Genomic DNA, 23,958 nt, shown 5'->3' on the forward strand with positions numbered 1-23,958 from the left:
CGCCTATGCGTGTAGCGTGAACCGGATGCACGAGGTTCCCGGCGCCTGGCGCCGCGCCGCACGCGGCGCCGGCCTGCTCACCGATGAAGGCTCCCCCGTTCCCACCATCTTCGCGGAGATGACAGCGCTCGCGGCTCGGACGGGCGCGATCAACCTGGGCCAGGGCTTCCCCGACGAGGACGGTCCCGTGGAGGTGCTCGAAGCCGCTCGGGCGGCTATCTCCGACGGACGCAACCAATACCCGCCGGGGCGCGGCGAGCCGGAGCTGCTGGCTGCCATCGCCGATCACCAGTCGCACTGGTACGGCATCGAGCTCGACGCCGACACGCAGGTGCTGGTGACCGCCGGTGCGACCGAGGCGCTCGCCGCCACGGTGCTCGCACTGGTCGACGGCCCGGACGACGAGATCGTCGTCTTCGAGCCTTACTACGACGCGTACGCGGCCCTGGTCGCCCTATCCGGTGCCCGGCTCGTGGGCGTGCCGCTGCGGTGGCCCGACTTCCAACCCGATCTCGACGAGCTCGCGGCAGCCGTCACCGATCGCACCCGCCTCATCCTGGTGAACGATCCGCATAATCCGACGGGTACGGTCTTCTCGCCCGAGACGATCGAGGAGATCGTGCGCCTGGCGCATCGCCACGACGCCGTGATCGTCACCGACGAGGTGTACGAGCATCTGACCTTCGACGCGCCGCACGTTCCGATCGCGACCGTGCCCGGTGCCGCAGAGCGGACACTGTCGATCTCGTCCGCGGGCAAGACGTTCTCGGTGACCGGCTGGAAGGTCGGGTGGGTCACGGGTCCCGCCGACCTCGTCCGCGCCGTTCTCGCCGTCAAGCAGTGGCTCACGTATGTCAACGCCGGCCCGTTCCAGCCTGCCGTCGCCGCCGGACTGCGGCTCCCCGACGCCGTCTTCTCGGGCATCGCCGACCGCCTGCGCGCGGGTCGCGACCTCCTGGGCGCCGGTCTGCGCGAGGCCGGCTTCGCGGTGTCGACTCCCGCGGGTTCGTACTTCACCGTCGCGGACACCGCACCCCTCGGGGCATCCGACGCCGATGCCTTCTGCCGGGAGCTGCCGGACCGTGCGGGGGTCGTGGCGATCCCGTTGACGGCTTTCGCCTCGCCGGCGCACCGGGGCGAGTACGCGACGCTGGTGCGGTTCGCCGCCTGCAAGCGCCCGGACGTCCTTGCCGAGGCGTCAGCTCGACTCGCGCGGGCCTTCTGAGCGCGGGACGACCTCGAAGCGACGCAGCCGCAGCGCGGGGTTGACGCGTCGCACGCGCTCGACCGCATGGACGTCGACGTGCGCGACGGCGACGTCGCTCGATGTTCCCACCGCGGCGATCTCCACGCCCTGCGGATCGAACACGCCGGAGTTGCCGACCCCCAGCGGCGGTGGATGGTCCGCTGCCGCGACGAAGAGGGTGTTCTCGATCGCGCGAGCCCGCAGAAGCGTGTTCCACTGCAGTTCCTTGAGCGGACCGCGCACCCACTGCGCCGGAACGAGGACGACGTGCGCGCCGGTGTCGGCGAGGACGCGGCCGATCTCGGGGAACCGCAGGTCGTAACAGGTCATCAGAGCGAAGCGCACACCGTCGATCTCGAAGGTCTCCGGGGGCGCGATCTCACCGGCCTCGACCCAGTCGGACTCGCGTTGCCCGAAGGCGTCGTAGAGGTGCAGTTTGCGATACGACGCGACGAGCCCGTCGGGGCCGACGGCCACGACCGTGTTGCGCACGCGTTCGGCGTCCGACGCCCGCTCCAGAAGGCCTGCGACGATGTACACGCCGTGGAGACGTGCGAGCTTGTGCAGCCCCTCGACGAACGGGCCCTGGAGGTCCTGGGCGTTCTCGCGGAGCGTCTGGTCGAACGGGTCGACGAAATAGCTCGAGTACTCCGGGAAGAGCACGACCCGGGCTCCGCGCGACCGAGCCCGTTCGACGAACCCGGCGATCGCGCGGAGGTTGTCGTCGACATCGGCGGCGGGTGCGAACTGAGCGACGGCGAGAGCTGTCATCGGTCCTCCGAACGGCGGTGGCGGTAGATGAGCGGCGAGACCACCCACAGCGCGGCGATGAGGAACGCCAGCGCGCCCCCCACTATCCAGGATGCCGCAGTACTGACGACGACGTCGAAGACGAAGACGACCACGCCCACCAGCAGGACCGACACCGTCACAAGCGCGAAAAGCAGAGCCGTGTGGCCGAAGGCGACCACGGCAGGCTTGGCCCGGCGTCGGAACAGGCCGCGGTGAAGTGCGACCGGGGAGAGGGCGACGATCGCGCTGAGGGCCGCCAGCACGATGAGGGTCAGATAGAACACCCGCTGCGGTCCATTCAGGTCGCGGAACGCGGGTTGGAAGGCGAGGGCCAGGAGGAACCCCGTCAATATCTGGGTGCCCGTCTGCAGCACGCGGAGCTCCTGCAGCAGTTCGTTCCAGTTGCGGTCGGCACGCTCATCCGCCGACTCGGCACGGCCGTCGTCTGCGACGTCATCGCCTCGGTCGGCGACCGGGGTCGCGGGGCTCATGTCGGTATCCTCCTCGCCCCGGGTCGCGGACGCCAATACCCGGATGCCGTTTGCGATGCGACACGCCCGAGTGCGCTTCGGATGGCGCCCCGATTGGACGACCCGCGGAGCCCGTGCTAGTGTTATCTCTTGTGCCGCGGGGTGGAGCAGCTCGGTAGCTCGCTGGGCTCATAACCCAGAGGTCGCAGGTTCAAATCCTGTCCCCGCAACAGAAAACACGAAGGCCCCGTCGAAAGACGGGGCCTTCGTCGTGTGCGCTCCTCGCGCGGCGCAAGCCCGCCGAACGCGGAACATCAGCCCGAGCGGAGCTCGGCGGCACCGGAATCAGTCGGCCAGCATCGCCTCGCTCATGCCGTCGAGGAATCGCGTGACCGCCCCGAGCTCTTCGGAGCTGAAGGGCCCCATCGCCTCCCGCATGCGCATCAGCCGGGCAGCGAAGTGGCGACCGAAGTCCCGACGTGACGACTCCGTGAGCGTGATGATCAGCGCGCGCCGGTCGTTCGGATGCGGCGCGCGCTCGATGAACCCTTCCTTCGCCAGGCGGTCGAGCATCTTCGTCGTGGACGCGCTCGATATGCCGAGATGACGAGCGAGGTCGTGCGGCTTCACCAGCTCGCCGCGCTGCTCCCGGATGCTGAGCATGCGCAGCGCCGAGAGGTCGGTGGCGTTCATATCCATGTCGGAACGCAGCCCCGTGTGCATGCGATCCATGGCGTCGCTGAAGGCTCTGACGGCCTCCAGAGCCGATCGCTCTACACGATTTCTCGAGACCTCGGCATTCGGGTCAGCCATGTGGACACCACCTCTCGAGCCTGGTTATCATCGGCTCAAACGCTAGTTAAGCTAGCAAAAACGCCTTGCAAACGGCATATCCAGGACGGTGAACGTGATCTCCTTGCCCGATGACAGCCGAGCCGCTGTCGATCGCGCGCTCGACGAGGTCCTCACCCGGCTCACGGAGCGGGCCATCCCGCGGGGCTCGTCGGCGCTCGCCCTCATCCGCGCCGCCGCCGCGGCGACAGCCGGCGGCAAGCGGTTCCGCCCGGCGCTGGTCGTCGCGGCGTTCGACGCGTTCAGCGGCGACCGCGGGAGCGCGCCCGGGCTCTGGGATGTCGCGGCAGCGTTCGAACTGCTCCACAGCGCGTTCGTCATCCACGACGATCTGATCGACCGCGACATCGAGCGTCGCGGTGTTCCCAACGTCGGCGGGACCTTCCGGTCGCACGCGCGGTCACTGGGCGTCAGCGCTGACGACGCCGAGCGGGTAGGCGATGCCGCGGCCGTCCTCGCCGGCGACATCCTTCTCTACGAGGCGGCGCGTCTCGTCGCCACCGCCGACGTCGCGTCGGCTCAGCGGGTACCCCTGTTCGACCTGCTCGACGACGCCGTGCTCGTGTCAGCGATCGGCGAGCTCGCCGATGTGGAGCAGGCGGTCGTGCCCACCGAGCCCGAGACCGCACAGCTGCTCAGCACGGCGCACGACAAGACCGCGGTCTACTCGTTCTGCGCTCCCCTCGCTGCGGGCGCCGTGCTCGCCGATGCCGACGACGGCGATCGCGCCGTACTGATGTCGGTCGGAGCAGACCTGGGCCTGGCTTTCCAGCTGGTGGACGACCTGATCGGCACCTTCGGCGACGAAGCTCAGGCCGGCCGCGGCGCGGGCGCGGATCTCCGCGAGGCCAAGCGGACACCGCTGATCTCGTTCGCGCGCGAGTCGGCGTCGTGGCCTCAGGTGTCGTCGGCGCTCGCGATGGCGCCGACCGGACCCATCGCGGTGCAGGCGGCACAGCGCGAGCTCGACGCGAGCGGTGCCCGAGAGCAGCTCGTGACGCTCATCGGCCAGACGCTCGCCTCGGTACGGCGTCGGGCGACCGAGCTGCCGCCCGCCCCGCGCGCCCTCATCGAGCAGCTTGCAGACGGCATCGAAGGACGGATCCCGTGAACCCCGACCACTCGGCCATCGCGCTGTACGACCGCACGGCGCGCGACGCGGCCGCCGTGGTCATCTCGGCCTATTCGACCTCGTTCGGCCTCGCAGCCCGCCTGCTGGGGCCGCGCGTGCGCCCGCACGTCCGCAACATCTACGCCCTCGTCCGTATCGCCGACGAGATCGTCGACGGCTCCGCCGAACAGGCAGGCATGCCCCTATCGGCTCAACGCCGCGTCCTCGACGCCCTCGAGACGGAGACGCTGGTCGCCGTCGATGAAGGGTTCAGTGCGAACCTCATCGTCCACGCATTCGCGTCGACGGCCCGGGAGTGCGGGATCGGCGCCGATCTCGTCCGCCCGTTCTTCGCGTCCATGCGCACCGATCTCGAGGTGACGTCCCACGACGCGGGCTCGCACGACTCCTACGTCTACGGCTCGGCGGAGGTCGTCGGGCTGATGTGCCTCCAGACCTTCGTCAACGCCGGCGGTTCGCACCCGCGTCCCGCCGACCCCGCCCTCGTCGACGGCGCACGCCGCCTCGGCGCAGCCTTTCAGGACGTGAACTTCTTGCGCGATCTCCCCCACGACGTCGGATCCCTCGGACGCGACTACCTCGGCGTCGACGGCGCCGGCGGCACCTCGTCACGCGTCGACGTCCTCGACCGCATCGACGCCGACCTCGACGCGGCGGGCGCCATCATCCCCCTCCTGCCGGCCGACTGTCGCCGAGCGGTGACCGCGGCCCATGATCTCTTCACCGCGCTTTCGCGTCGCCTGAGGCGTGCCGGTGACACCGACCAGCGGGTGCGCGTACCCAACACCGTCAAGCTCGGGCTCGCGGCCCGCGCGACGGTGGGCGCCGCTCCCCTGCGGGCCGGCGCATGAGCCGGGCACGTGCCGGCGAGGCGGCCCCGGGATCGCGCGCCGTCGTGATCGGCGGCGGCATCGCCGGGCTCTCCACGGCCGCTCTGCTGGCCCACGAGGGATACGCCGTGACCGTCGTCGAGGCGCGAGACGAGACGGGAGGGCGCGCGGGCTCGTGGGAGCGCGACGGCTTCCGGTTCGACACCGGCCCGAGCTGGTACCTCATGCCCGAGGTCTTCGACCACTTCTTCGCGCTCCTCGGGACGAGCGCTGCGGCCGAACTCGACCTGGTGCCTCTCGTGCCGGCATACCGCGTGTACGCCGAGCCGGAGGGCGATGGCGCCGGCGAGCACATCGACGTCGTGTCGGGACGTGCCGAGGCGACCGCACTGTTCGAGAGCCGCGAGCCGGGGGCGGGCGCTCGGCTCGACGAGTACCTCGATTCCGCCGCCGACGCCTACGACCTGGCCGTGTCGAAGTTCCTGTACGACACCTACGCCACGTCGGAGGGACTCCGCGACCCCGACATCCTCAAGCGGGCGCCGATGCTCGCGCCGCTGCTCACCCGATCGCTCAACCGCTTCGTCGAGAGCCGATTCGACGACCCGATGCTCCGCCAGGTGCTGGGTTACCCGGCGGTCTTCCTCGGCTCGTCACCGTATGACGTGCCGAGCCTGTACCACCTGATGAGCCACCTCGATCTCGATGACGCGGTGCTCTACCCGCGCGGCGGCTTCACCGAGATCATCGCGGCGATCGAACGTCTCGCCCGCGAGCGCGGCGTAGACGTGCGCACGGGTACCCCGGTGGCCCAGATCCTCACCGCCGACGATGGCTCGGCGACGGGCGTCCGTCTCGCCGATACGACGGAGATCCCGGCCGACATCGTCGTCTCGACCGCCGACCTGCACCACACCGAGACCGTGCTGCTGCCGCCCGACCGGCAGTCCTACCCGGAGCGCTGGTGGCGCAAGCGCACCCCGAGCTTCGGTGCGCTCCTGATCCTCCTCGGGGTCGAGGGAGAGATCCCGGAGCTGTCGCACCATACGCTGCTGTTCACGCGCGGCTGGCGCGAGAACTTCGACGCGATCTCGGGCCGCGACACCCACATCCCCGATCCCGCGTCGCTGTACGTATGCCGGCCGAGCGCGACGGACGACACAGTCGCACCCGACGGCTCGGAGAATCTGTTCGTCCTCGTCCCGATCCCCGCAGACCCGGAGCTCGGGCACGGGGGCGTGGACGGCGGCGGCGATCCCGCGATCGAGGCGGCTGCCGACCGCGCGATCGCCCAGATCGCGCAGTGGACGGGCGTGACCGACCTCGCGTCGCGAGTGACGGTCCGACGCACGATCGCTCCCGCCGACTTCGCCCGCGATCTCGGGGCGTGGCGCGGCAACTCCCTGGGTCTCGCGCACACGCTCGGGCAGAGTGCGCTCTTCCGTCCCGGCAACGCCTCGAAGAAAGTGCCCGGTCTGTACTACGCCGGCAGTTCCGTGCTGCCGGGGATCGGACTGCCGATGTGCCTCATCTCGGCGGAGCTGGTGGTCAAGCGCCTCCGCGGCGACACGACCGCCGGACCGCTTCCCGAGCCCGCGACGCCCGCCGGTTGAGCGGTGCCGGGGTCGTACCTGATCGCCCTGCTCGTGTCGCTCTGCGGCGTCGGGCTGCTCGACCGGCGGTTCCGGCTCGCGTTCTGGCGAGACCGACGACGGACGGTGATCGCCGCGTTGCTGGGGACGGTGTTCTTCCTGCTGTGGGATGCCGTGGGCATCACCACGGGCGTCTTCGTGAAGGGCACCAGTGCCGCGCTGCTCGGCATCGACCTCGCCCCGCATCTTCCGCTCGAGGAGCCGGTGTTCCTGCTGTTCCTCAGCTACCTCGCTCTCGTCGCCTACGGCGGAGCGCGGCGGTGGCGGGAGCGGACGGGCCGCGAGAGACGCCGAACGGATGCCGCGCCGTGACCTATCCCCTCATCGTCATCCCGTTCGTCGTCGCGACCGTCGTCGTGACCGCGCTATCGGCCCGGCGGCCGCGCTTCCGCGCGCGCATGGTCTGGTCCACAGCCGCCGCCGTCGTGCTCATCCTGCTGACGGCCGTCTTCGATAACGTGATGATCGCCGCCGGCTTGTTCACCTACCCGGAGGAGCACCTCAGCGGCATCCGGATCGGTCTCGCACCGCTCGAGGACTTCGCATACCCGCTGTGCGCAGCCTTCCTGGTGCCGGCCGTCGCGACCCTCTTGGAGAAGCCGAACCGATGACCGCCACCGCGCTCGCACGTCAGCTCCTCGTCGCCTCACGTCCCGTGAGCTGGATCAACACGGCCTATCCGTTCGCCGCGGCCTACCTCCTCACGACGCGCCAGATCGACGCGACGCTCGTCATCGGCACGCTCTTCTTCCTCGTTCCGTACAACCTCGCGATGTACGGCATCAACGACGTCTTCGACTACGAGTCCGACCTGCGGAACCCGCGCAAGGGCGGGGCGCACGGCGCGATCCTCGATCGCAGCGTGCACCGGGCGACGCTGTGGACAGCAGGTTTGTCGTGCCTGCCCTTCGTCGCCTACCTCGTCGCTGTGGGCTCGCCGCTGTCGTGGCTCGTCCTGGCTGCGAGCCTCTTCTTCGTCGTCTTCTACAGCGCTCCGCCGCTGCGACTGAAGGAGAGGCCGTTCGCCGACTCGATCACCAGCAGCATCCACTTCTTCTCCCCGGCGGCGTACGGGCTCGTGCTGTCGGGCGCCACCTGGACCTGGCAGCTCGCCGTCATCCTGCTGGCCTTCGCCGCATGGGGCATCGCCTCGCACGCCTTCGGCGCGGTCCAGGACGTCGGCGCCGACCGCGAGGCGGGCATCGCCTCCATCGCGACCGTGCGCGGAGCCCGGTGGACCGTGCGGTTCGCCCTGGCCTGCTACGCCCTGGCCGGCGCGCTCATGCTCGCGACGACGTGGCCGGGGCCGCTCGCGGCGCTCGTCGCCGTCCCATACCTCATCACGCTGTGGCCGTTCCGGAACATCACCGACGAGACGTGCGAGCGTGCGACCGCGGGCTGGGACCGTTTCCTCTGGCTCAACCAGCTCGGCGGCTTCCTCGTGACGCTGCTGCTCGTGTGGTGGTGGCTGATCACGACGTGATCGGCCACCACCCGTTGCGCATCGACGAGATCAGGCGGCGGAGTCGGTCGCGCTCGCGGTCTCGATGATGCGACTCGCGCGAATCGGGTGCCCCTGTGTGGTCAGGCAGCGCCCGGTCGCGAGATCCCACTTCCAGTCGTGCAGCGAGCAGGTGAGCACACCGTCCTCGATCTTGCCCGTCTTCGTGAGGTCTGCCCGCAGATGCGGGCAGCGCCGCTGCACCGTCCAGTCGCCCAGTTCGGCATCCTCGGTCTGATCCGACTGCTCGGCGTACCAGTTCTCGACGTACTCGATGCGATCGCGCGAAAGGCACTTGAGGAAGGTCGTCAGGAACTCGTTGAACTTGCCGCTGCGACCGACCTCGAACTGCATCGAGAGGAAGATCGAGTTCGACCAATCGATCTCATGGTCGCGGATGTTCGTCGAGACGAGGTCAGCGGGGATGGTGTACCAGTAGATGCACTCCTCCCCCGCGTACTCGCGCACCTTCGCCTTCGGGAAATCGACCACCATGTCCAGCTCGCCGATGCGGAAGCGAACCATGCCGCCGACCCCGTTGCGGATGGTCCGGGCGCGCCGCAGGAGCGGCTCCCACCACTGCTTGATCGCGGCCAGCATCTCCTCCGGCGGCAGGATCGGGGCGCGGCGCTCGACCTCGGCACGGATCTCCTCCTGGCGGCTGTCGCGCTGCTCGGCGAGGTAGCTCCACTTGTCCGAGAAGATGCGCTCGATCTCGGCATCCGTGTAGAGCGTCTGCGTCACCTGGAGGGCGCCGTCGTTCAGGTCGACCTGCGTCCCGGGAACGAACAGATATCCCTTCTGGTCGGGTCGCTCTTCGGCCATGTGCGCCAGGAACTGCGCCTGGTCGGTGAAGATCGAGTCGTTCTGCTCGCCCCAGCCGTTGTACCGGAAGAGCTCCTCGCGCAGGAACATCGGCGGCCCGGCCATGGGGAAGACGTGAGGCGCGTCGACCTTGTCGATGTAGTACATGGCGCGCTTGTTCTGCGCATCGCGCTTGAGCTGTGCGAAGTTCTGCTTGGCGTCCTGCGGCAGGTCGTAGACCATCGGCCACCAGATGGCGCCCGACACCTGCGTGAAGTAGGCGTCGGGCTTTCCGAACGACATCAGCTTCTCGAGGTCGAGCGGGTGCGAGTCGTTCTGGTTCAGCACCGACCCCGTGCCGTCGTCGACCGAGAGCGACGAGTCGCCGATCGGTCCGTCGCTCGGCGCCCGCAGCGGCGTGACCATGACCTTCAGGTCGCCGAACTCGAGAGGCACGCCCGCCTGCGTGTAGATGATGTTGTCGTACCCCAGCTCACGCAGATCCCGTTCGAGATCGTCGGTCGGGTAATCCGGCAGCAGTACACGGATGTCGGTGGGAACGTGCGCTCGCAGCAGTGCCGGGTCGAAGTGATCGCGGTGCCGGTGCGAGATGTACAGGAAGTCGGCGCGGCCGAAGCGTTCCCAGTCGAGCCCCCGGTTGTCGGGGAACGGGAACCACGAGCCGAAGAAGCTCGGTCCGACGACCGGGTCGCAGAGGATGCTGCCCCCTGCCGTCTCGATGAACATTCCGGCGTGTCCCAGGCCTGTGATGCGCATGACGATGACCTCCTGTTGCGACTGGTCGAGTCTACGTGAGGCCCCGGCGGAGGCCGGCCGCGGGGAACCGTGTCATTGCCGGGACGGATGCCGCCGGATCAGGCGAGCAGGTGCCGGATGTCGTCCGCGGTCAGCGCGTTCGAGAAGGCACCGTCCGCGTCGAGGACAGCGCTGATGAGACGCGCTTTGCGTCGCTGCAGCTCGACGACCTTCTCCTCGATCGTGCCTGCGGCGATGAGGCGGTACACGCTCACGGGTCGTTCCTGCCCGATGCGGTGGGTTCGGTCGATCGCCTGCTGCTCCGCCGCCGGGTTCCACCAGGGATCGAGGAGGAAGACGTAGTCGGCCTCGGTGAGCGTGAGACCGACACCGCCGGCCTTGAGGCTGATGAGGAAGACCGGGTCGTCACCCTTCCGGAACGCGTCGACGACCGCCGCCCGCCGGGTGGTGGAGCCGTCGAGACGGACGACCCCGATGCCGTGCGCGCGCAGATCGGCCTCGACGATGTCGAGGAAGGACGTGAACTGGCTGAATACGAGAGCGCGGTGCCCCTCCGCGATGAGCTCGTCGAGACGGCCGCGCAACGCGTCGAGTTTGCTGGGAACGAGCCCCGGGCCGGCCGCATCCACGAGCGCGGGAGCGAGCGCGAGCATCCGCAGGAGCGTCAGCGAGCGGAAGACGATGAATCGCTGACTGTCGAGATCGTCGAGCAGCCCCAGCACCTTGCGTCGCTCCCGCTGGAGCACGCGCTCGTAGACCGCACGGTGTCCGCTGGACAGCTCCACACGCACGTCCTGCTCCTGCCGTGGCGGAAGGTCGGCCGCCACGACGTCCTTGGTGCGCCGCAGCAGGAAGGGCTGGACACGCCGGCGCAGGCGCGCGAGCCGTCGCTCGCGCGCGGCACCGCCCTCGGCGTTCTCCTCGACGCGTCCGCGCTCGATCGGTGTGACGTACTCCTCGCGGAAGCGCCGGGCGGAGGGGAACAATCCCGGACTCGTCAGCGAGAGGATCGCCCAGAGGTCGGTCAGGCTGTTCTCCAGAGGCGTCCCGGTGGCCGCGAGGACGACGTCGGCGCGCAGGCCGAGCGCGGCGCGATGCACGCGCGTCCGAGGATTCTTGACGTACTGCGCCTCGTCGAGGACGACCGTCGACCACTCCTGCTCGGCATACGCGTGCGCGTCGAGACGCAGGAGCGCGTACGAGGTCACGACGACGTCCACCGCGGGCCGATCGAGCCGGACTCCCGCGCCCTCCACCACCGCGATGCGCAGCCCGGGCGCGTGACGGGCCGCTTCGTCGCGCCAGGCCGATACGACCGACGTCGGAGCCACGACGAGCGCTGGACGGCTCTCGCCGCGCTCACGCTCGCGCTGGAGCAGCGCCAGCAGCTGCAGGGTCTTCCCGAGACCCATGTCGTCGGCGAGGATGCCGCCCAGCCGAGCATCGCGGAGCGCCGCGAGCCACGCGAAGCCCTCGTGCTGATACGGCCGCAGGGTCGTCGCGATCCCCTCGGGGACCTCGGGGAGGGCGCGCCGCGGGCCCGCTGATACCGATTCGCGCAGACGATCGACCGCATCCCGCCAGCGCGACGCGGGCTCGGCTTCGTCGGCGAGATCCTCGAAGTCGGTCCACAGCTGCAGCTGATAGCGGTTGAGCCGGGCACCGCCGGTCTCCCACTCCACCAGGTCGCGCGAGTCCTCGATGAGCTCACGGAGGCGGTCGAGCGCCGGGTGCGAGAGCGAGAAGTAGGCGCCGTCCGAGAGCAGCATCTTCTTGCGGCGCTGGGCGAGCGCGATGAACAGCGGCCGGAACGGCACGCGGCGCCCCTCGACCTCGACGTGCACGCCGAGCTCGAACCAATCGGCATCCGCCGTCTCGACCGTTCGCACCCGGATGCGAGGATCGCCCGACAGCTCGCGGTAGGACCGCGTCACGCCCGAGATCTCGACCCGGACCCCGTCCACGGCCTGCAGCGCGGGCAGGAGCTCGTTCGTGAACTCGGCCGCGTCGACGCCGGTCCGGGTTCCGCTGGGCGAGAACGGTCGCTCGGTAGCGCTCGCCCACGCTGCCTCCAGCGAGGTGCGAAGCTCGGGGTCGACCGATGACGAACCAGCGGCGCTCTCCCACGGCACCTGACCGACTCCGGGCACCTGCCACGCCATCGCATACGCCAGCTCGTCGCGCGGGCGCTGGTTCACCGTGACGACGATCGTCGTCCGCTCCGGTGCCGGCAGCCGCACACCGCGGCCCCCGATGACGGCCGTCTCGCGGGCCAGCTGCGGATAGGCCTCGCGCAGGAAGTCGGCGCGCTCCGCTTCCGGCACGGTGACCGGTCCGCCCGCAGCCAGCAGCGAACGCACGCCCGGACCGACGCCGGCCGGCGCGAAGACGATCTGGAGCGAACCGCCTGCCTGGTCGATTCCGTAGACCCCGACGTGGCCGATGGGACGCGCGTGCGCGGCGGCATCCCCTCCGTCGAAGCGCACGACGGGGCTGAGGCGCAGGCCGCCGTCGACGCCGTCGACGCGCACCTCCACCGACGCCGCATCGCCGAGTCGTACGTCCTGATCTGGCCGGGTCGACACGATCGGGATCCCGAGAGCGGACGCCGCGCGAAGATGCGGCCAGAGCAGCTCGGAGTCGGCGCCGTCGAGGGTCAGCCACTCCGAATCGCCGTAGCCGCCCAGCAGCCGGGCGTCGTGCGCGATGCCGTACAGCGTCGAGAACCAGCGGGCGCGCGCCGGATCGACCCGCCAGGCGCCGCGGCGAAGCGACTCCCAGGTCTCGTCGCCCTGCACCCATCGCCCGCTCGTCGCGCTCCGCGAGAGCGGGCGCGCCGCCAGTCGGAGTTCGCCGTCGGACGTGGCGACGCTGCGTGCGGTGGCCGGGAGCACCCGCCGCGGGCCCCAGTGCGCCGTGCCCGCGCTCTCTCGCTGTCGCAGCTGCACGCCGAGGGCGACCGGGTTCTCCCCCGTCGTCGCGGGCGCGAGGACGGTACGCCACGACGGCGTCGTCCTCCCGATCACGGGTCAGGCCTCATAGGAGGATCCTCGCGCGTGCCTCCGACGTCGGTCAGCCCAGGCGCGCGACCCGGCCGAGCACGCCGTGCACGAAGGCACTCGACCCGTCGGTCGAGAACTCCTTCGCGAGCTCGACGGCCTCGTCGATCGCAACGGCCGCGGGGACGGCGTCGTTGTACACGATCTCCCAGACCCCGAGCCGCAGGATGGCCCGGTCGACCGCAGGCATCCGCGCGAGCGACCAGTCCTTCGCGAAGGTGGTGATCTGCTCGTCGATGTCGTCGCGGTTGTCGATGATCCCGTCGATGATCTCGCGCGCGTACAGCCACGACGCCTCGCGTGCGGGCTCGAGCGCCGCGCGCTTGGCCTCGGCGGCGAGGGTCACCCCGAGGTCGTCGCCGCGGATGTCGGACTGATAGAGGATGTCGAGGGCGCGCTTGCGCGCCTTGGAGCGAGCGCTCATCGGACGAAGGCCGGCGTCAGTTCACGCGGCCGAGGTAGTCACCCGTGCGGGTGTCGACCTTGACCTTCGTGCCCTGCTCGACGAACAGCGGGACCTGGATCTCGTAGCCGGTCTCGACCGTCGCCGACTTCGTGCCGGCCGACGAGCGGTCGCCCTGGAGGCCGGGCTCGGTGTACGTGATCTCGAGGACGACCGAGGCGGGGAGCTCGATGTAGAGCGGGTTGCCGTTGTTGAGCGCGATCTGCACCTGCTGGTTCTCGAGCAGGTAGTTCTTGGCGTCGCCGACGGTGACGGCCGGGACGGTGATCTGGTCGTAGTCGTCGACGTCCATGAAGACGAAGTTGTCGCCGTCGTTGTAGAGGTAGGTGAAGTCGCGGCGGTCGACGTTCTCGATCTCGATCTTCGCGCCCGCGTTGTAGGTGCGGTCGACGGTCTTGCCCGACACGACGTTCTTCAGCTTGGTGCGCACGAAGGCGCCACCCTTGCCGGGCTTGACGTGCTGGAACTCGATGACGTTCCAGAGCTGACCGTCGATGCTGAGGACGACGCCGTTCTTGATGTCTGCGGTCGATGCCATGAGTGTGGAGTTCCGTTCGTGTGGTCGGGCGGCCGACGGGCCGAGGATCGATTCTACGCGAGGATGTCGAGCAGCTGTCGCGTCGCGCGCGCGTAACCGCCGACGCCCTCACCGATGACGTGCACCGAGGCGACGTCGGCGACGTAGGAGTGGTGGCGGAAGCTCTCGCGGTCGTAGACGTTGGAGATGTGGACTTCGGCCACCGGCAGGGAGACTCCCGCGAGGGCGTCTCGGAGGACGACGGAGGTGTGCGTCAGTCCGCCGGGGTTGATCACGATGCCGGCGCAGTCCGCGCGGGCCGCGTGGATGGCGTCGATGAGGACGCCCTCGTGATTGCTCTGCACGCAGCGCACGTCGACGCCGCGTTCCGCCGCCGTCGCGATGACGAGCGCCTCGACGTCGGCGAGGGTCTCACGTCCGTAGATCTCGGGCTCGCGGGTGCCGAGAAGGTTGAGGTTCGGCCCGTTGACCAGCAGCAGGCGGCGGGGGGTGTTCACGCGCCCACCCTACCGACGACGCCCGGGCTCAGGCGCCGACCTCCTGGTAAGCGGCGAAGAGCAGCGACTCGTCGGGCGCCTGCAGCACGGTCGGCTTCGCGATGTCGTCGAGCACGATGAACCGCAGCATCGAACCCCGCGTCTTCTTGTCGCGCTGCATCGTCGCGAGCAGCTGACGCCAGGCACCCGCCCGGTACGACGTCGGCAGCCCGAGGGTCTCGAGGATGTCGCGGTGACGCTGGGCCGCGGCATCCGGAAGCCGCCCCGCCAGCCGCGACAGCTCGGCCGCGAACATCATCCCCACGGAGATCGCGGCCCCGTGACGCCACTGGTAGCGCTCCGCGTGCTCGATGGCATGCCCGAGCGTGTGCCCGTAGTTGAGGACTTCGCGTAGCCCCGCTTCGCGCAGGTCCTCCCCCACGACTTTCGCCTTCATGTCGATCGCGAGCTCGATGCTGCGCCGGAACGCGTCGCTGTGAGGGTCGACGGCCGACTCGGGATCCGCCTCGATCAGGTCGAGGATCTCGGGGTGCCAGATGAAACCGGCCTTGACGACCTCCGCGAAGCCGGCGACGCGCTCGTTGCGCGAGAGCCCGTCGAGCAGGTCGAGGTCGCAGACCACGGCGACGGGGGGCCAGAAGGCACCCACGAGGTTCTTGCCCTCCGCGGTGTTGATCCCCGTCTTCCCGCCGACGGCCGCGTCGACCATGCCGAGCACCGTCGTGGGCACCTGGACGACCGCGATGCCGCGCAGCCACGTCGCGGCCACGAAGCCGGCGAGGTCGGTCACCGCCCCGCCGCCGAATCCGACGACGGCATCCGTCCGCGTGAAGTCCGCCTGCCCCATGACCTGCCAGCAGAAGGCGGCGACCTCGACGCGCTTGCCCTGCTCGGCGTCGGGGATCTCCGCCAGCAGCACCTGACGGTCGCCGCCGAGGGTCTCGCGTAGGCGCTCGGCCTGCGCCGACAGGGTCGGGGCGTGCACGATGAGGACCTTGCGCGCGGCCTCGGGCAACACCGAGCCGACGAGCGGGAGGATGCCGCGCCCGATGGTGACGTCGTAGGGCGCGGCGCCCCCGACGGTGATGACGGTGGTGTCTGTCATGACGTCCCCTCCTGCGCCCACGCCGCGACGGCGTCGACGATGTCCTGAATCCGGCCGGTGGATGTGTCGAAGCGTGCGTCGGCGAGCTGCTCGTAGAGTTCGCGCCGGCCCTCGGCGACCTCCCGCCAGCGCTTCACCGGGTCTTCGCCCTGGAGCAGCGGGCGCGTGGTGCCGGCCAGGCGGGAGGCGATCGTCTGCTCCGAGACGGTGAGCAGCACGACGCGGTGCGAAGCGACGTCGCTCCGTGTGTCGGGGTGCAGCACCGCTCCGCCGCCGAGGGCGACGACGCCACCACGCGCGAGCGCCTCGGCGACCGCGAGACGCTCCAGCTCGCGGAAGCGCTCTTCGCCGTGCTCCGCGAACAGCCGCTCGATAGGGCCGTGGTCGCGGACGACGAGAGCGTCGCTGTCGGTGAACGTCGTGCCGAGGACGCGCGCCAGCTTCTTGCCGATGCTCGACTTGCCCGCGCCCATCGGCCCGATCAGGACGATCGCCGGGGCGGTCATCCGATCGCGTCGTCGCTCAGCGCCGCCGAGCGCAGCGTCTCGGGGATCGCCGCGAGGTACCCCTCGAGATTGCGGCGGGTCTCCGCGACGTTGTCGCCCCCGAACTTCTCGAGCACGGACTCGGCGAGCACGATCGCCACCATGGCCTCGGCGACGACGCCCGCCGCCGGCACGGCGCACACGTCGGACCGCTGGTGGTGGGCCGTGGCCGCATCGCCCGAGGCGACGTCGACGGTGCGCAGCGCCTTCGGCACGGTCGCGATCGGCTTCATGCCCGCACGGACGCGGAGGACGGTGCCCGTCGACATCCCGCCCTCGGTGCCGCCTGCCTTGTCACTGGAACGCGCGATGCCCGCGTCGGTCGCGAACAGCTCGTCGTGCGCCGCCGAGCCACGACGACGCGTGGTCTCGAAGCCGTCGCCGACCTCGACGCCCTTGATCGCCTGGATGCCCATGAGCGCCTGCGCGAGCTTCGCGTCGAGACGGCGGTCCCACTGCACGTGCGAGCCGAGCCCCGGCGGCAGCCCGTACGCAAGGACCTCGACGATCCCGCCCAGCGTGTCGCCGTCCTTCTTCGCAGCGTCGACCTCGGCGACCATCGCGGCAGAGGTCTCGGCGTGGAAGCACCGCAGCGGGTCCGCGTCCAGCGCGTCGACGTCGTCGGGCGTCGGCAGCGCCGAGCCGTCGGGAACCCGCACGGGACCGATCGAGAGCGTGTGGCTGACGAGCCGGATGCCGAGCTCGTTCAGGAACGACCGGGCCACCGCCCCCAGAGCCACGCGCGCGGCCGTCTCGCGCGCGCTCGCACGCTCGAGGATCGGGCGGGCTTCGTCGAACCCGTACTTCTGCATCCCGACGAGGTCGGCGTGGCCGGGGCGGGGGCGCGTCAGGGCGGCGCCCCGTCCGCGTGAGCGTTCCGTGAGCTCGATCGGCTCGGGGCTCATCACCTCGACCCACTTCGGCCACTCGGTGTTGCCGATGCGCAGGGCGATCGGGCTGCCGAGGCTGAAGCCGTGTCGGACGCCCGTCGAGATGGTGAGTTCGTCCTCCTCGAACTTCATGCGCGAGCCACGGCCATAGCCGAGCTTGCGCCGAGCGAGGTCGGCCTGGATCGCGGCGCGCGAGACGGGCACGCCGGCGGGGAGGCCCTCCATGAGGGCGACGAGTTCGGGGCCGTGCGATTCGCCGGCCGTGAGCACGCGGAGCATTCGTCTATCCTCCCATGAGCGACCGGCGCATGACGGCGACGACGTCCTCCTCGCCGGTCAGCGGGTCGTCGGGCGAGCCCGAGGCGAAGATGCGGATCTGGAGCACCGCCTGATGGAGCAGCATGGTCGCGCCCGGATGGGCCGGCTGTCCCGCCGCGAGCCAGGCGTGTCCGAGTGCGGTGGGCCACGTGCCGTAGACGACGTCGTAGAGCGTTCCGCCGGTCGCGGCGAGCCGCTCGGCGTCGGGGTCGGAGAGCGGAGCATCGCCCGGCAGGGTCGATACGGTCAGCTCGACCTCCCCCGCGGGAGCATCGAGCGGCGACACGGTCGTCGGAATGCCCCGGCTCGCCGCGAGCGCGAGCAACGGGTCGGCCGCGGCGGGGCGTCGTGCCGCGATGTCGATCCGGCCGACGCCGATGCGCTCGAGGGCGAGGAGCGCCGACGTCGCCGTCGCGCCGGCACCGACGATGCGGGCACGGGGCGCAGCGGCGGACCCGATCTCCGTCAGTGCGGCCGCCAACCCGCCCACGTCGGTGTTGAACGCCGCCCAGCCGTCGCCGGAGCGGACGAGCGTGTTCGCCGCGCCGGTCGCGGTCGCCGCGGCATCCCGCGTCCGAGCCGCGTCGTGCGCGAGCGTCTTCAACGGCATCGTCAGCGACAGTCCCCGCCACTCCGGCCCGAGCGCCGCCAGCTCCCGAGCGAACGACGACTCGTCGACGCGCCGCCGCCCGTACCGCCATGGCAGACCGAGCCGGTCGTACGCCGCGGTGTGGAGAGCCGGCGACAGGCTGTGACCGATCGGCGAGCCCCACACCTCGAAGCGGCGCGGCTCTCCCGCAGACGGCTCAGCAGCCGCGGTTGTCATTCGCGTCGCACCATGCGTGCCACTGCTCGATGCCGGCCTGGTGCTCCTCGTAGGTCGCAGAGAAGATCGTCTCGCCGGTGTCCATGTTCCAGGTGACGAAGTAGAGCCACGGCCCGTCCGCGGGATGCATGGCGGCGTCGATCGCCTCGTCGCCGGGATTGGCGATCGGCCCGGCCGGCAGCCCGGCGCGGACGTAGGTGTTCCACGGGTTGTCGTCCTCGAGCGCCTCCGCCGACGAACTGACCGTGCCGTCGTGCATCTCGTTGTAGCCGTACTGCGCCGTCGAGTCCATCTGCAGGGGCATGCCGTCCGCGAGACGGTTGGCGATGACGCGCGAGACCTTGTAGAAGTCGTCAGACAGACGCGCCTCGCGCTGGATGATGGACGCCGTCGTGAGGATCTCCTCGCGGCGCTCCTGCGGCACTCCCGCGGCGTCGAGCGACTCGATCGTCCGGTCCACCATCGTCCGCACGATGTCGGTGGCCGACAGGCCCGGATCGAACTGATAGGTCGCCGGGAAGAGCCAGCCCTCGAGCGAGGCGGCAGCGACACCGTAGGCAGAGGGGTCGGCGACCGCGGCGGTGAAGTCCGCCGCCGGCATCCCCGTCCCCTGGGCGAGCACCTCGACGGTCTGGTCCAGCGTCAGCCCCTCCCGCAGCTGCGCCGCGTTCTGGCGCTTGCTGGTCGGGTCGAGGATAAGGGCGAGGGCCGCCTCCGAGGTCATCCGCTGCTGCAGCGCGTACACGCCGGGCTGGAAGGTCGGGTTCTGGGCGGTCGCGATGAGGTGGTCGTAGAACGCCGTCGGCGTCTTGGTGACGCCCTGGTCGAAGAGCGTCTGAGAGATCGTGGATCCGGTGTCACCGTCGACCACGGTGACCAGCACCTCGCCCGTCGCCTCGCCGGGCTCGAAGTCCTTCGGCTCTTCCCAGCCCATCACGGAGCGGATCTGCGTCTCGTAGGTGCTCCAGACCCACGCGGCGCCGGCACCGATACCTCCGATGATCGCGAGGATCACGATCAGCACGACCCACTTCGCGATGCGGCTCTTCTTCCGGTCGCGGTCGTGGCGGCTGGGAACAGCCCCCACCTCGTGCGTGCTCACTTCTCCCGTGAACAGGGCGTCGAGCGTGCCGACCGCAGGCGCAGCGGCCCTCGGCGCCTGCGCATACGACGGCTGCTCGCCCTGAGCCCGATCGCGGGACGCCGTCGCGTGCACCGATCCGCGGTGCTCGGCAGCGGAGGTCGGGACGTGCTCCGGGCGCGGAGCCTCCCCGGTGCGCGGGGATTGCTCGGGACGCGCTGCACCACCCGGCGAGGATGCCGGACTCTGGGCGGCCGCACGCGCGGCGCGTCGGCTCGTCGGGACGGCGTTGTCGTGCGGCGGGCGATCAGTCATGTCAGGGGTGCTCCTGCGAGGATGCGACGGAAGCGCCGGGCGGGTTACCGGTGCTCTTCTCGACGTCGAGTGCCTGCTGGAGGAGCACTACGGCGGCGACCTGGTCAACAATGCTACGAGACGATCGCTGCGATCGGCCCGAACCGCGCAATGCGCTGTGCGCGCTGACGGTGCTCAGCCGCTCGTCGACGAGACGGACGGGGTGCCCCGCAGCGGCCAGAGCCTCGGCGAATCCGCGAGCGTCGGCCGTCGAAGCCGTCTCCCGTCCGCTGAGGGCGACCGGCAGGCCGACGACGAGCTCCACCGCGTCGTACTCCGCCGCGAGCGCGCTGATGCGCGCCACGTCGCCCTCACCGCGCGGCACCGTCTCGACCGGTACCGCGAGCAGTCCGTCTCGGTCGCACCGTGCGACGCCGATGCGGGCGGTGCCCACGTCGACGCCGAGGCGCACGCCCGGGCGGAATCCGCTCACAGGCCGCTCGCCGCGTCGCGGACGGCGCGGAGGGCCGCGGGCAGCGCCGCGGCGTCCGTTCCGCCGCCCTGCGCCACATCGTCACGTCCGCCACCGCCGCCACCGAGAGCGGATGCCGCGGCCTTGGCGAGCACGCCGGCCTTGGCACCGGCAGCGCGTGCGACGTCATTGGTCGCGACGACCACCACCGGCCGCTCCCCCACGACCGCGCCGAGCGCGACGATCGCCGCCGCGTCGGCCCCGAGCCGATCGCGTACCTGCAGCGCGAGGGTGCGCACGTCGTCCGCCGACCCCGCTGACCCCAGCGACTCGGCGACGATCTGGAACGGCCCCGCAGCAGCGGCCGCCGACACGAGCTGCGGCAGCCGGTCGGCGAGGGCGCGGGCCTCGAACTGTGCGATCCGCTTCTCGGCGGCCTTCAGGCTCGCGGCCAGCTCGGCCACGCGCGCGGCGAGCTGGTCGCGCGGCGTCTTCAGCGAGCTCGTGAGCTGCGAGACGATGGCACGTTCGGCGGCGAGCTCGCGGAAGGCATCCTGGCCGACGAGGGCCTCGACGCGCCGGTTCGACGCACCCACCGACGACTCGCCGATGAGGTTGATGAGACCGACCTCGGCGCTCGACGACACGTGCGTCCCCGCGCAGAGCTCGCGAGACCACGGGCCACCGATGTCGACCATGCGGACGGTCTCGCCGTACTTCTCGCCGAACAGCGCCATCGCGCCCGCGGCCTTCGCCTCGTCGAGCGACATGATCCGGGTCGTGACCTCGAGGTTGTCGCGGACGGCGTTGTTGGCGATCTCCTCGATCTCGGTACGCGTCTCGGGCGAGAGGGCCTGACCCCACGAGAAGTCGAAGCGCAGGTAGCCGGCGCGGTTGAGCGAGCCGGCCTGTGTCGCGCTCTTGCCGAGCGTGTCACGCAGTGCCGCGTGCACGAGGTGCGTCGCGGAGTGGGCCTGCTGCGCAGCGCGGCGGTTCGCGGCATCCACCACCGTCGTGGCGGCTTCACCCACGGCCACTTCGCCGGTCGTGACCTCGACGGTGTGGCTGACGAGACCGGGCACCGGCTTCTGCACGTCGAGGACCTCGAGCTCGTAGCCCGGGCCCACGATGACGCCCTTGTCGGCGACCTGGCCGCCGGATTCGGCGTACAGGGCCGTCTCGGCCAGGATGACCTCCGCGATCTGGCCCTGACTCGCGCGGTCGACGGAGACACCGCCGACCAGGATGCCGAGCACCCGGCTGCCGGTCTCGAGCTCGGTGTAGCCCGTGAACACCGTCTCACCCTGAGCGCGGAAGTCGCGGTAGACGCTCGTGTCGGCGAGCTGTCCCTTGCGGGACCGCGCGTCGGCCTTGGCACGCTCGCGCTGCTCCTGCATGAGCGAGTCGAAGGCCCCCCGGTCGACGCTGAGACCCGCCTCCTCGACGATCTCGAGCGTCAGGTCGATGGGGAACCCGTAGGTGTCGTGCAGCAGGAACGCCTGTGCACCGCTCAGCTCTCCCGCGCCGGCCTGCTTGGCCTGTGCGACGGACTCGTCGAGCAGCTCGGACCCCGCGGCCAGCGTGCGCAGGAAGGTCGCCTCCTCGGCGAGGGCGTACTGCGAGAGTCGCGCGTAGTCGGTCTCGACGATCGGGTAGGCCTCTTTCATCGCGTCGCGGGACGCGGCGAAGAGCTCGGCGAAGCTCGGTCCCTCGACGCCCAGCAGGCGCATCGATCGGATGGCCCGACGCATCAGACGACGCAGGATGTAGCCCCGGCCGTCGTTCGACGGGGTGACGCCGTCGGAGAGCAGCATGAGCGACGACCGCACGTGATCCGCGATGACACGGAAGCGCACGTCGTCCTCGTGGTCGGCGCCGTACGTCTTGCCCGACAGCTCGACCGCCTTGTCGAGCACGGGACGCACCTGATCGGTCTCGTACATGTTGTCGACGCCCTGCTTGATGAAGGCGACCCGCTCGAGTCCCATGCCGGTGTCGATGTTCTTGTTCGGCAGCTCGCCGACGATCGTGAAGTCGTACTTCGAGCGCACGTCGGCGATCTCGTACTGCATGAACACGAGGTTCCAGATCTCGACGTACCGGTCGTCGTCGGTCGCCGGGCCGCCGTCGATGCCGTACGCGGGGCCGCGGTCGAAGAAGATCTCGGAGCACGGACCCGCGGGACCGGGCAGCCCGGTGCTCCAGTAGTTGGTGTCCTTGCCGAGACGCTGGATGCGCTCATCGGGCAGCGTCGAGTGCTTCAACCACAGCTCCCGGGCCTCGTCGTCCTCTTCGTAGACCGTGACCCAGAGATCCTTCGGATCGAACCCGAGGCCGCCCTCCGACTCGGGGCTGGTCAGCAGTTCCCACGCGAACGAGATGGCGCCCTCTTTGAAGTAGTCGCCGAAGGACCAGTTGCCGAGCATCTGGAAGAACGTGCCGTGACGAGGGGTCTTGCCGACCTCCTCGATGTCGTTGGTGCGGATGCACTTCTGCACGTCCGCGGCGCGCGGGTAGGGAGCAGGCACATCGCCCGAGAGGTACGGGATGAAGGGGACCATGCCCGCGACGGTGAACAGCAGCGCGGGGTCATCGGTGACGAGCGATGCGGAGGGCACGATCGTGTGCCCCTTCTTCTCGAAGTAGTCCAGGTAGCGCTGGGCGATCTCGGCGGTCTTCATCGGGTTCCTTCGGCAGGCAGGCATCGGCGTCGCGCCCCGGGGCGCGACGCCGCAATCGGGTCGGGTATCAGTCTGAGGAGTCGGCGGCGCTCTTGGCCTTGGCGACGGCGTCCCGCGCCGCGTCCGCGACGTCGGAGGCGGCGTCTGCGGCCGAGTCGAGGGCGTCGGATGCCGCGCCCTTCACGTCCGCCGCGAGACCCTCGATGCGGGCCTCCTGCTCGCGGTAGGCATCGCCGATCCGGTCGGCGAACTCGGAGATCCGCGCATCGACTTCGGCGAGCATCTCGTGACCGCGCGGATCCTTGTTGACCACGTGCGCGGCGACGAAACCGCCGGCGACGCCCAAAACGAACCACAGCGCGTTCTTCATGGCATCCATGTTAGGTGCAAAGCACGAAGGGCGCCGGGAGAACCCGACGCCCTTCGCGGCAGTGCTGAGACTCAGCGAGCCGTGCGACTCAGCGCGCGGCGTAGTACTCGACGACGAGCTGGACGTCACACGTGACGGGCACCTCGGCGCGCTTCGGGCGACGCACGAGGCGCGCCTGCAGCTTGTCGAGCTCGACCTCGAGGTAGCCCGGGACCGGGGGCAGGACGTCGGCGTGACCACCGGCGGCTGCAACCTGGAAGGGCTCGAGCGACTCGCTCTTCTCCTTGACGTGGATGAGCTGACCCGGCTTCACGCGGAACGACGGGCGGTCGACGAGCTGGCCGTCGACGAGGATGTGACGGTGCACGACCAGCTGGCGGGCCTGTGCGGTCGTGCGGGCGAAACCGGCACGAACGACGAGCGCGTCCAGACGCATCTCGAGCTGCTCGACCAGGTTCTCACCGGTCAGACCGTCCTTGCGGCGGGCCTCGTTGAACTGGATGCGCAGCTGCTTCTCGCGAATGCCGTACTGCTCGCGCAGACGCTGCTTCTCGCGCAGACGGACGGCGTAGTCGCTGTCGGCCTTGCGCTTGGTGCGGCCGTGCTCGCCCGGAGCGTAGGGACGCTTCTCGAGGTAGCGGGCGGCCTTCGGGGTCAGCGCGACGCCGAGGGCGCGCGACAGACGGACCTTGCGGCGGTCCTGAGACTTCGTGGTCACGAAGCTCTCCTTCCGATGACGTGGTCGCGACGTTCACGACTCACG

At 70.2% G+C, this 23,958-nt stretch carries 24 protein-coding genes and 1 tRNA gene; 8 read left to right on the top strand and 17 right to left on the bottom strand.

Annotated elements, in window-relative coordinates:
• Positions 1–25: 25 nt before the first annotated feature.
• The gene (locus MTS1_RS02680) at positions 26–1,225 is read left to right on the top strand and encodes an aminotransferase class I/II-fold pyridoxal phosphate-dependent enzyme (RefSeq protein ID WP_023951182.1); all 1,200 of its coding nucleotides are present in this window, start codon (positions 26–28) and stop codon (positions 1,223–1,225) included.
• Here the strand turns inward: MTS1_RS02680 and MTS1_RS02685 are convergent.
• Entirely contained in the window at positions 1,199–2,017 is an 819-nt protein-coding gene (locus tag MTS1_RS02685) for a carbon-nitrogen hydrolase family protein (RefSeq protein ID WP_023951184.1), read from the bottom strand. The genes MTS1_RS02680 and MTS1_RS02685 overlap by 27 nt on opposite strands.
• Positions 2,014–2,529 carry a DUF6328 family protein gene (locus MTS1_RS02690; RefSeq protein WP_023951186.1) on the bottom strand — a complete coding sequence of 172 codons (516 nt, stop codon included), beginning with the start codon at positions 2,527–2,529 and terminating at the stop codon, positions 2,014–2,016. The genes MTS1_RS02685 and MTS1_RS02690 overlap by 4 nt, the downstream gene beginning before the upstream one ends.
• 135 nt (positions 2,530–2,664) lie before the next feature.
• Here MTS1_RS02690 and MTS1_RS02695 point away from each other — a divergent pair.
• Positions 2,665–2,738 (top strand) — tRNA-Met (locus MTS1_RS02695).
• Between the two features lie 115 nt (positions 2,739–2,853).
• On the opposite strand, the gene MTS1_RS02700 is transcribed toward MTS1_RS02695, so the two are convergent.
• A complete protein-coding gene (locus MTS1_RS02700; protein ID WP_233494890.1) occupies positions 2,854–3,240 on the bottom strand; it encodes a MarR family transcriptional regulator in 387 nt (128 codons plus the stop codon).
• A 175-nt stretch (positions 3,241–3,415) separates the two neighbouring features.
• On the opposite strand from MTS1_RS02700, the gene MTS1_RS02705 reads away from it, so the two are divergent.
• Genes MTS1_RS02705 through MTS1_RS02730 form a run of 6 tightly spaced genes read left to right on the top strand, consistent with a single transcriptional unit; the run spans position 3,416 to position 8,457 of the window.
• Positions 3,416–4,471, top strand: coding sequence for a polyprenyl synthetase family protein (locus MTS1_RS02705; RefSeq protein WP_023951190.1), 1,056 nt, complete (start codon positions 3,416–3,418; stop codon positions 4,469–4,471).
• Complete coding sequence (locus tag MTS1_RS02710; protein ID WP_023951192.1) at positions 4,468–5,343, top strand: squalene/phytoene synthase family protein; 876 nt, start codon at positions 4,468–4,470, stop codon at positions 5,341–5,343. The genes MTS1_RS02705 and MTS1_RS02710 overlap by 4 nt, the downstream gene beginning before the upstream one ends.
• Entirely contained in the window at positions 5,340–6,935 is a 1,596-nt protein-coding gene (gene crtI / locus MTS1_RS02715) for a phytoene desaturase family protein (RefSeq protein WP_023951194.1), read from the top strand. The genes MTS1_RS02710 and crtI overlap by 4 nt, the downstream gene beginning before the upstream one ends.
• 3 nt (positions 6,936–6,938) lie before the next feature.
• Entirely contained in the window at positions 6,939–7,286 is a 348-nt protein-coding gene (locus tag MTS1_RS02720; protein ID WP_023951196.1) for a lycopene cyclase domain-containing protein, read from the top strand.
• Complete coding sequence (locus tag MTS1_RS02725) at positions 7,283–7,585, top strand: lycopene cyclase domain-containing protein (RefSeq protein WP_023951198.1); 303 nt, start codon at positions 7,283–7,285, stop codon at positions 7,583–7,585. The genes MTS1_RS02720 and MTS1_RS02725 overlap by 4 nt, the downstream gene beginning before the upstream one ends.
• Complete coding sequence (locus MTS1_RS02730; RefSeq protein WP_023951200.1) at positions 7,582–8,457, top strand: prenyltransferase; 876 nt, start codon at positions 7,582–7,584, stop codon at positions 8,455–8,457. Before MTS1_RS02725 ends, MTS1_RS02730 begins: the two co-directional genes overlap by 4 nt.
• A 30-nt stretch (positions 8,458–8,487) precedes the next feature.
• Here MTS1_RS02730 and MTS1_RS02735 read toward each other — a convergent pair whose 3' ends face one another.
• The 14 genes from MTS1_RS02735 to rpsD all read right to left on the bottom strand — a co-directional run bounded on the left by MTS1_RS02735 (position 8,488) and on the right by rpsD (position 23,913).
• Positions 8,488–10,056, bottom strand: coding sequence for an MBL fold metallo-hydrolase (locus tag MTS1_RS02735; RefSeq protein WP_023951202.1), 1,569 nt, complete (start codon positions 10,054–10,056; stop codon positions 8,488–8,490).
• A 98-nt stretch (positions 10,057–10,154) separates the two neighbouring features.
• A complete protein-coding gene (locus tag MTS1_RS02740) occupies positions 10,155–13,082 on the bottom strand; it encodes a DEAD/DEAH box helicase (protein WP_023951204.1) in 2,928 nt (975 codons plus the stop codon).
• A 46-nt stretch (positions 13,083–13,128) separates the two neighbouring features.
• Positions 13,129–13,539, bottom strand: a complete 411-nt coding sequence (nusB, locus tag MTS1_RS02745) for a transcription antitermination factor NusB (protein WP_023951206.1) — start codon at positions 13,537–13,539, stop codon at positions 13,129–13,131.
• A gap of 16 nt (positions 13,540–13,555) precedes the next feature.
• Positions 13,556–14,116, bottom strand: a complete 561-nt coding sequence (efp, locus tag MTS1_RS02750) for an elongation factor P (RefSeq protein WP_023951208.1) — start codon at positions 14,114–14,116, stop codon at positions 13,556–13,558.
• 53 nt (positions 14,117–14,169) lie between these two features.
• Positions 14,170–14,613: a type II 3-dehydroquinate dehydratase gene (gene aroQ, locus MTS1_RS02755; RefSeq protein WP_023951210.1), complete on the bottom strand. Its 444-nt coding sequence runs from the start codon at positions 14,611–14,613 to the stop codon at positions 14,170–14,172.
• Positions 14,614–14,641: 28 nt separating this feature from the next.
• Positions 14,642–15,718, bottom strand: a complete 1,077-nt coding sequence (gene aroB, locus MTS1_RS02760) for a 3-dehydroquinate synthase (RefSeq protein WP_023951212.1) — start codon at positions 15,716–15,718, stop codon at positions 14,642–14,644.
• On the bottom strand, positions 15,715–16,224 hold the full coding sequence (locus MTS1_RS02765) for a shikimate kinase (protein ID WP_023951214.1): 510 nt from the start codon (positions 16,222–16,224) through the stop codon (positions 15,715–15,717). The genes aroB and MTS1_RS02765 overlap by 4 nt, the downstream gene beginning before the upstream one ends.
• Positions 16,221–17,432, bottom strand: coding sequence for a chorismate synthase (gene aroC, locus MTS1_RS02770; protein WP_023951216.1), 1,212 nt, complete (start codon positions 17,430–17,432; stop codon positions 16,221–16,223). Before aroC ends, MTS1_RS02765 begins: the two co-directional genes overlap by 4 nt.
• 4 nt (positions 17,433–17,436) lie before the next feature.
• Complete coding sequence (locus MTS1_RS02775; protein ID WP_036304600.1) at positions 17,437–18,297, bottom strand: shikimate dehydrogenase; 861 nt, start codon at positions 18,295–18,297, stop codon at positions 17,437–17,439.
• Complete coding sequence (gene mltG / locus MTS1_RS02780; protein ID WP_023951220.1) at positions 18,278–19,693, bottom strand: endolytic transglycosylase MltG; 1,416 nt, start codon at positions 19,691–19,693, stop codon at positions 18,278–18,280. The genes MTS1_RS02775 and mltG overlap by 20 nt, the downstream gene beginning before the upstream one ends.
• Position 19,694: 1 nt before the next feature.
• The gene (gene ruvX / locus MTS1_RS02785) at positions 19,695–20,165 is read right to left on the bottom strand and encodes a Holliday junction resolvase RuvX (RefSeq protein ID WP_023951222.1); all 471 of its coding nucleotides are present in this window, start codon (positions 20,163–20,165) and stop codon (positions 19,695–19,697) included.
• Complete coding sequence (gene alaS, locus MTS1_RS02790) at positions 20,162–22,825, bottom strand: alanine--tRNA ligase (RefSeq protein WP_023951224.1); 2,664 nt, start codon at positions 22,823–22,825, stop codon at positions 20,162–20,164. Before alaS ends, ruvX begins: the two co-directional genes overlap by 4 nt.
• Positions 22,826–22,892: 67 nt before the next feature.
• Positions 22,893–23,195 (bottom strand): hypothetical protein, encoded by a 303-nt coding sequence (locus MTS1_RS02795; RefSeq protein ID WP_036304601.1) that lies wholly within the window; start codon positions 23,193–23,195, stop codon positions 22,893–22,895.
• 88 nt (positions 23,196–23,283) lie between these two features.
• Positions 23,284–23,913 (bottom strand): 30S ribosomal protein S4, encoded by a 630-nt coding sequence (gene rpsD / locus MTS1_RS02800; protein WP_023951228.1) that lies wholly within the window; start codon positions 23,911–23,913, stop codon positions 23,284–23,286.
• Between the last annotated feature and the right edge of the window lie 45 nt (positions 23,914–23,958).

This window comes from Microbacterium sp. TS-1, from assembly GCF_000509385.1.
Classification (GTDB): domain Bacteria; phylum Actinomycetota; class Actinomycetes; order Actinomycetales; family Microbacteriaceae; genus Microbacterium; species Microbacterium arborescens.

Excerpts from the sequence above, each read along its gene's own strand:
- MTS1_RS02680 (WP_023951182.1), top strand. The coding sequence starts at position 26 with ATGCACGAGGTTCCCGGCGCCTGGCGCCGCGCCGCACGCGGCGCCGGC.
- MTS1_RS02685 (WP_023951184.1), bottom strand. The coding sequence starts at position 2,017 with ATGACAGCTCTCGCCGTCGCTCAGTTCGCACCCGCCGCCGATGTCGAC.
- MTS1_RS02690 (WP_023951186.1), bottom strand. The coding sequence starts at position 2,529 with ATGAGCCCCGCGACCCCGGTCGCCGACCGAGGCGATGACGTCGCAGAC.
- MTS1_RS02700 (WP_233494890.1), bottom strand. The coding sequence starts at position 3,240 with ATGGATCGCATGCACACGGGGCTGCGTTCCGACATGGATATGAACGCC.
- crtI (WP_023951194.1), top strand. The coding sequence starts at position 5,340 with ATGAGCCGGGCACGTGCCGGCGAGGCGGCCCCGGGATCGCGCGCCGTC.
- MTS1_RS02730 (WP_023951200.1), top strand. The coding sequence starts at position 7,582 with ATGACCGCCACCGCGCTCGCACGTCAGCTCCTCGTCGCCTCACGTCCC.
- MTS1_RS02735 (WP_023951202.1), bottom strand. The coding sequence starts at position 10,056 with ATGCGCATCACAGGCCTGGGACACGCCGGAATGTTCATCGAGACGGCA.
- nusB (WP_023951206.1), bottom strand. The coding sequence starts at position 13,539 with ATGAGCGCTCGCTCCAAGGCGCGCAAGCGCGCCCTCGACATCCTCTAT.
- efp (WP_023951208.1), bottom strand. The coding sequence starts at position 14,116 with ATGGCATCGACCGCAGACATCAAGAACGGCGTCGTCCTCAGCATCGAC.
- aroB (WP_023951212.1), bottom strand. The coding sequence starts at position 15,718 with ATGACAGACACCACCGTCATCACCGTCGGGGGCGCCGCGCCCTACGAC.
- MTS1_RS02765 (WP_023951214.1), bottom strand. The coding sequence starts at position 16,224 with ATGACCGCCCCGGCGATCGTCCTGATCGGGCCGATGGGCGCGGGCAAG.
- aroC (WP_023951216.1), bottom strand. The coding sequence starts at position 17,432 with ATGCTCCGCGTGCTCACGGCCGGCGAATCGCACGGCCCCGAACTCGTC.
- MTS1_RS02775 (WP_036304600.1), bottom strand. The coding sequence starts at position 18,297 with ATGACAACCGCGGCTGCTGAGCCGTCTGCGGGAGAGCCGCGCCGCTTC.
- mltG (WP_023951220.1), bottom strand. The coding sequence starts at position 19,693 with ATGACTGATCGCCCGCCGCACGACAACGCCGTCCCGACGAGCCGACGC.
- alaS (WP_023951224.1), bottom strand. The coding sequence starts at position 22,825 with ATGAAGACCGCCGAGATCGCCCAGCGCTACCTGGACTACTTCGAGAAG.
- MTS1_RS02795 (WP_036304601.1), bottom strand. The coding sequence starts at position 23,195 with ATGAAGAACGCGCTGTGGTTCGTTTTGGGCGTCGCCGGCGGTTTCGTC.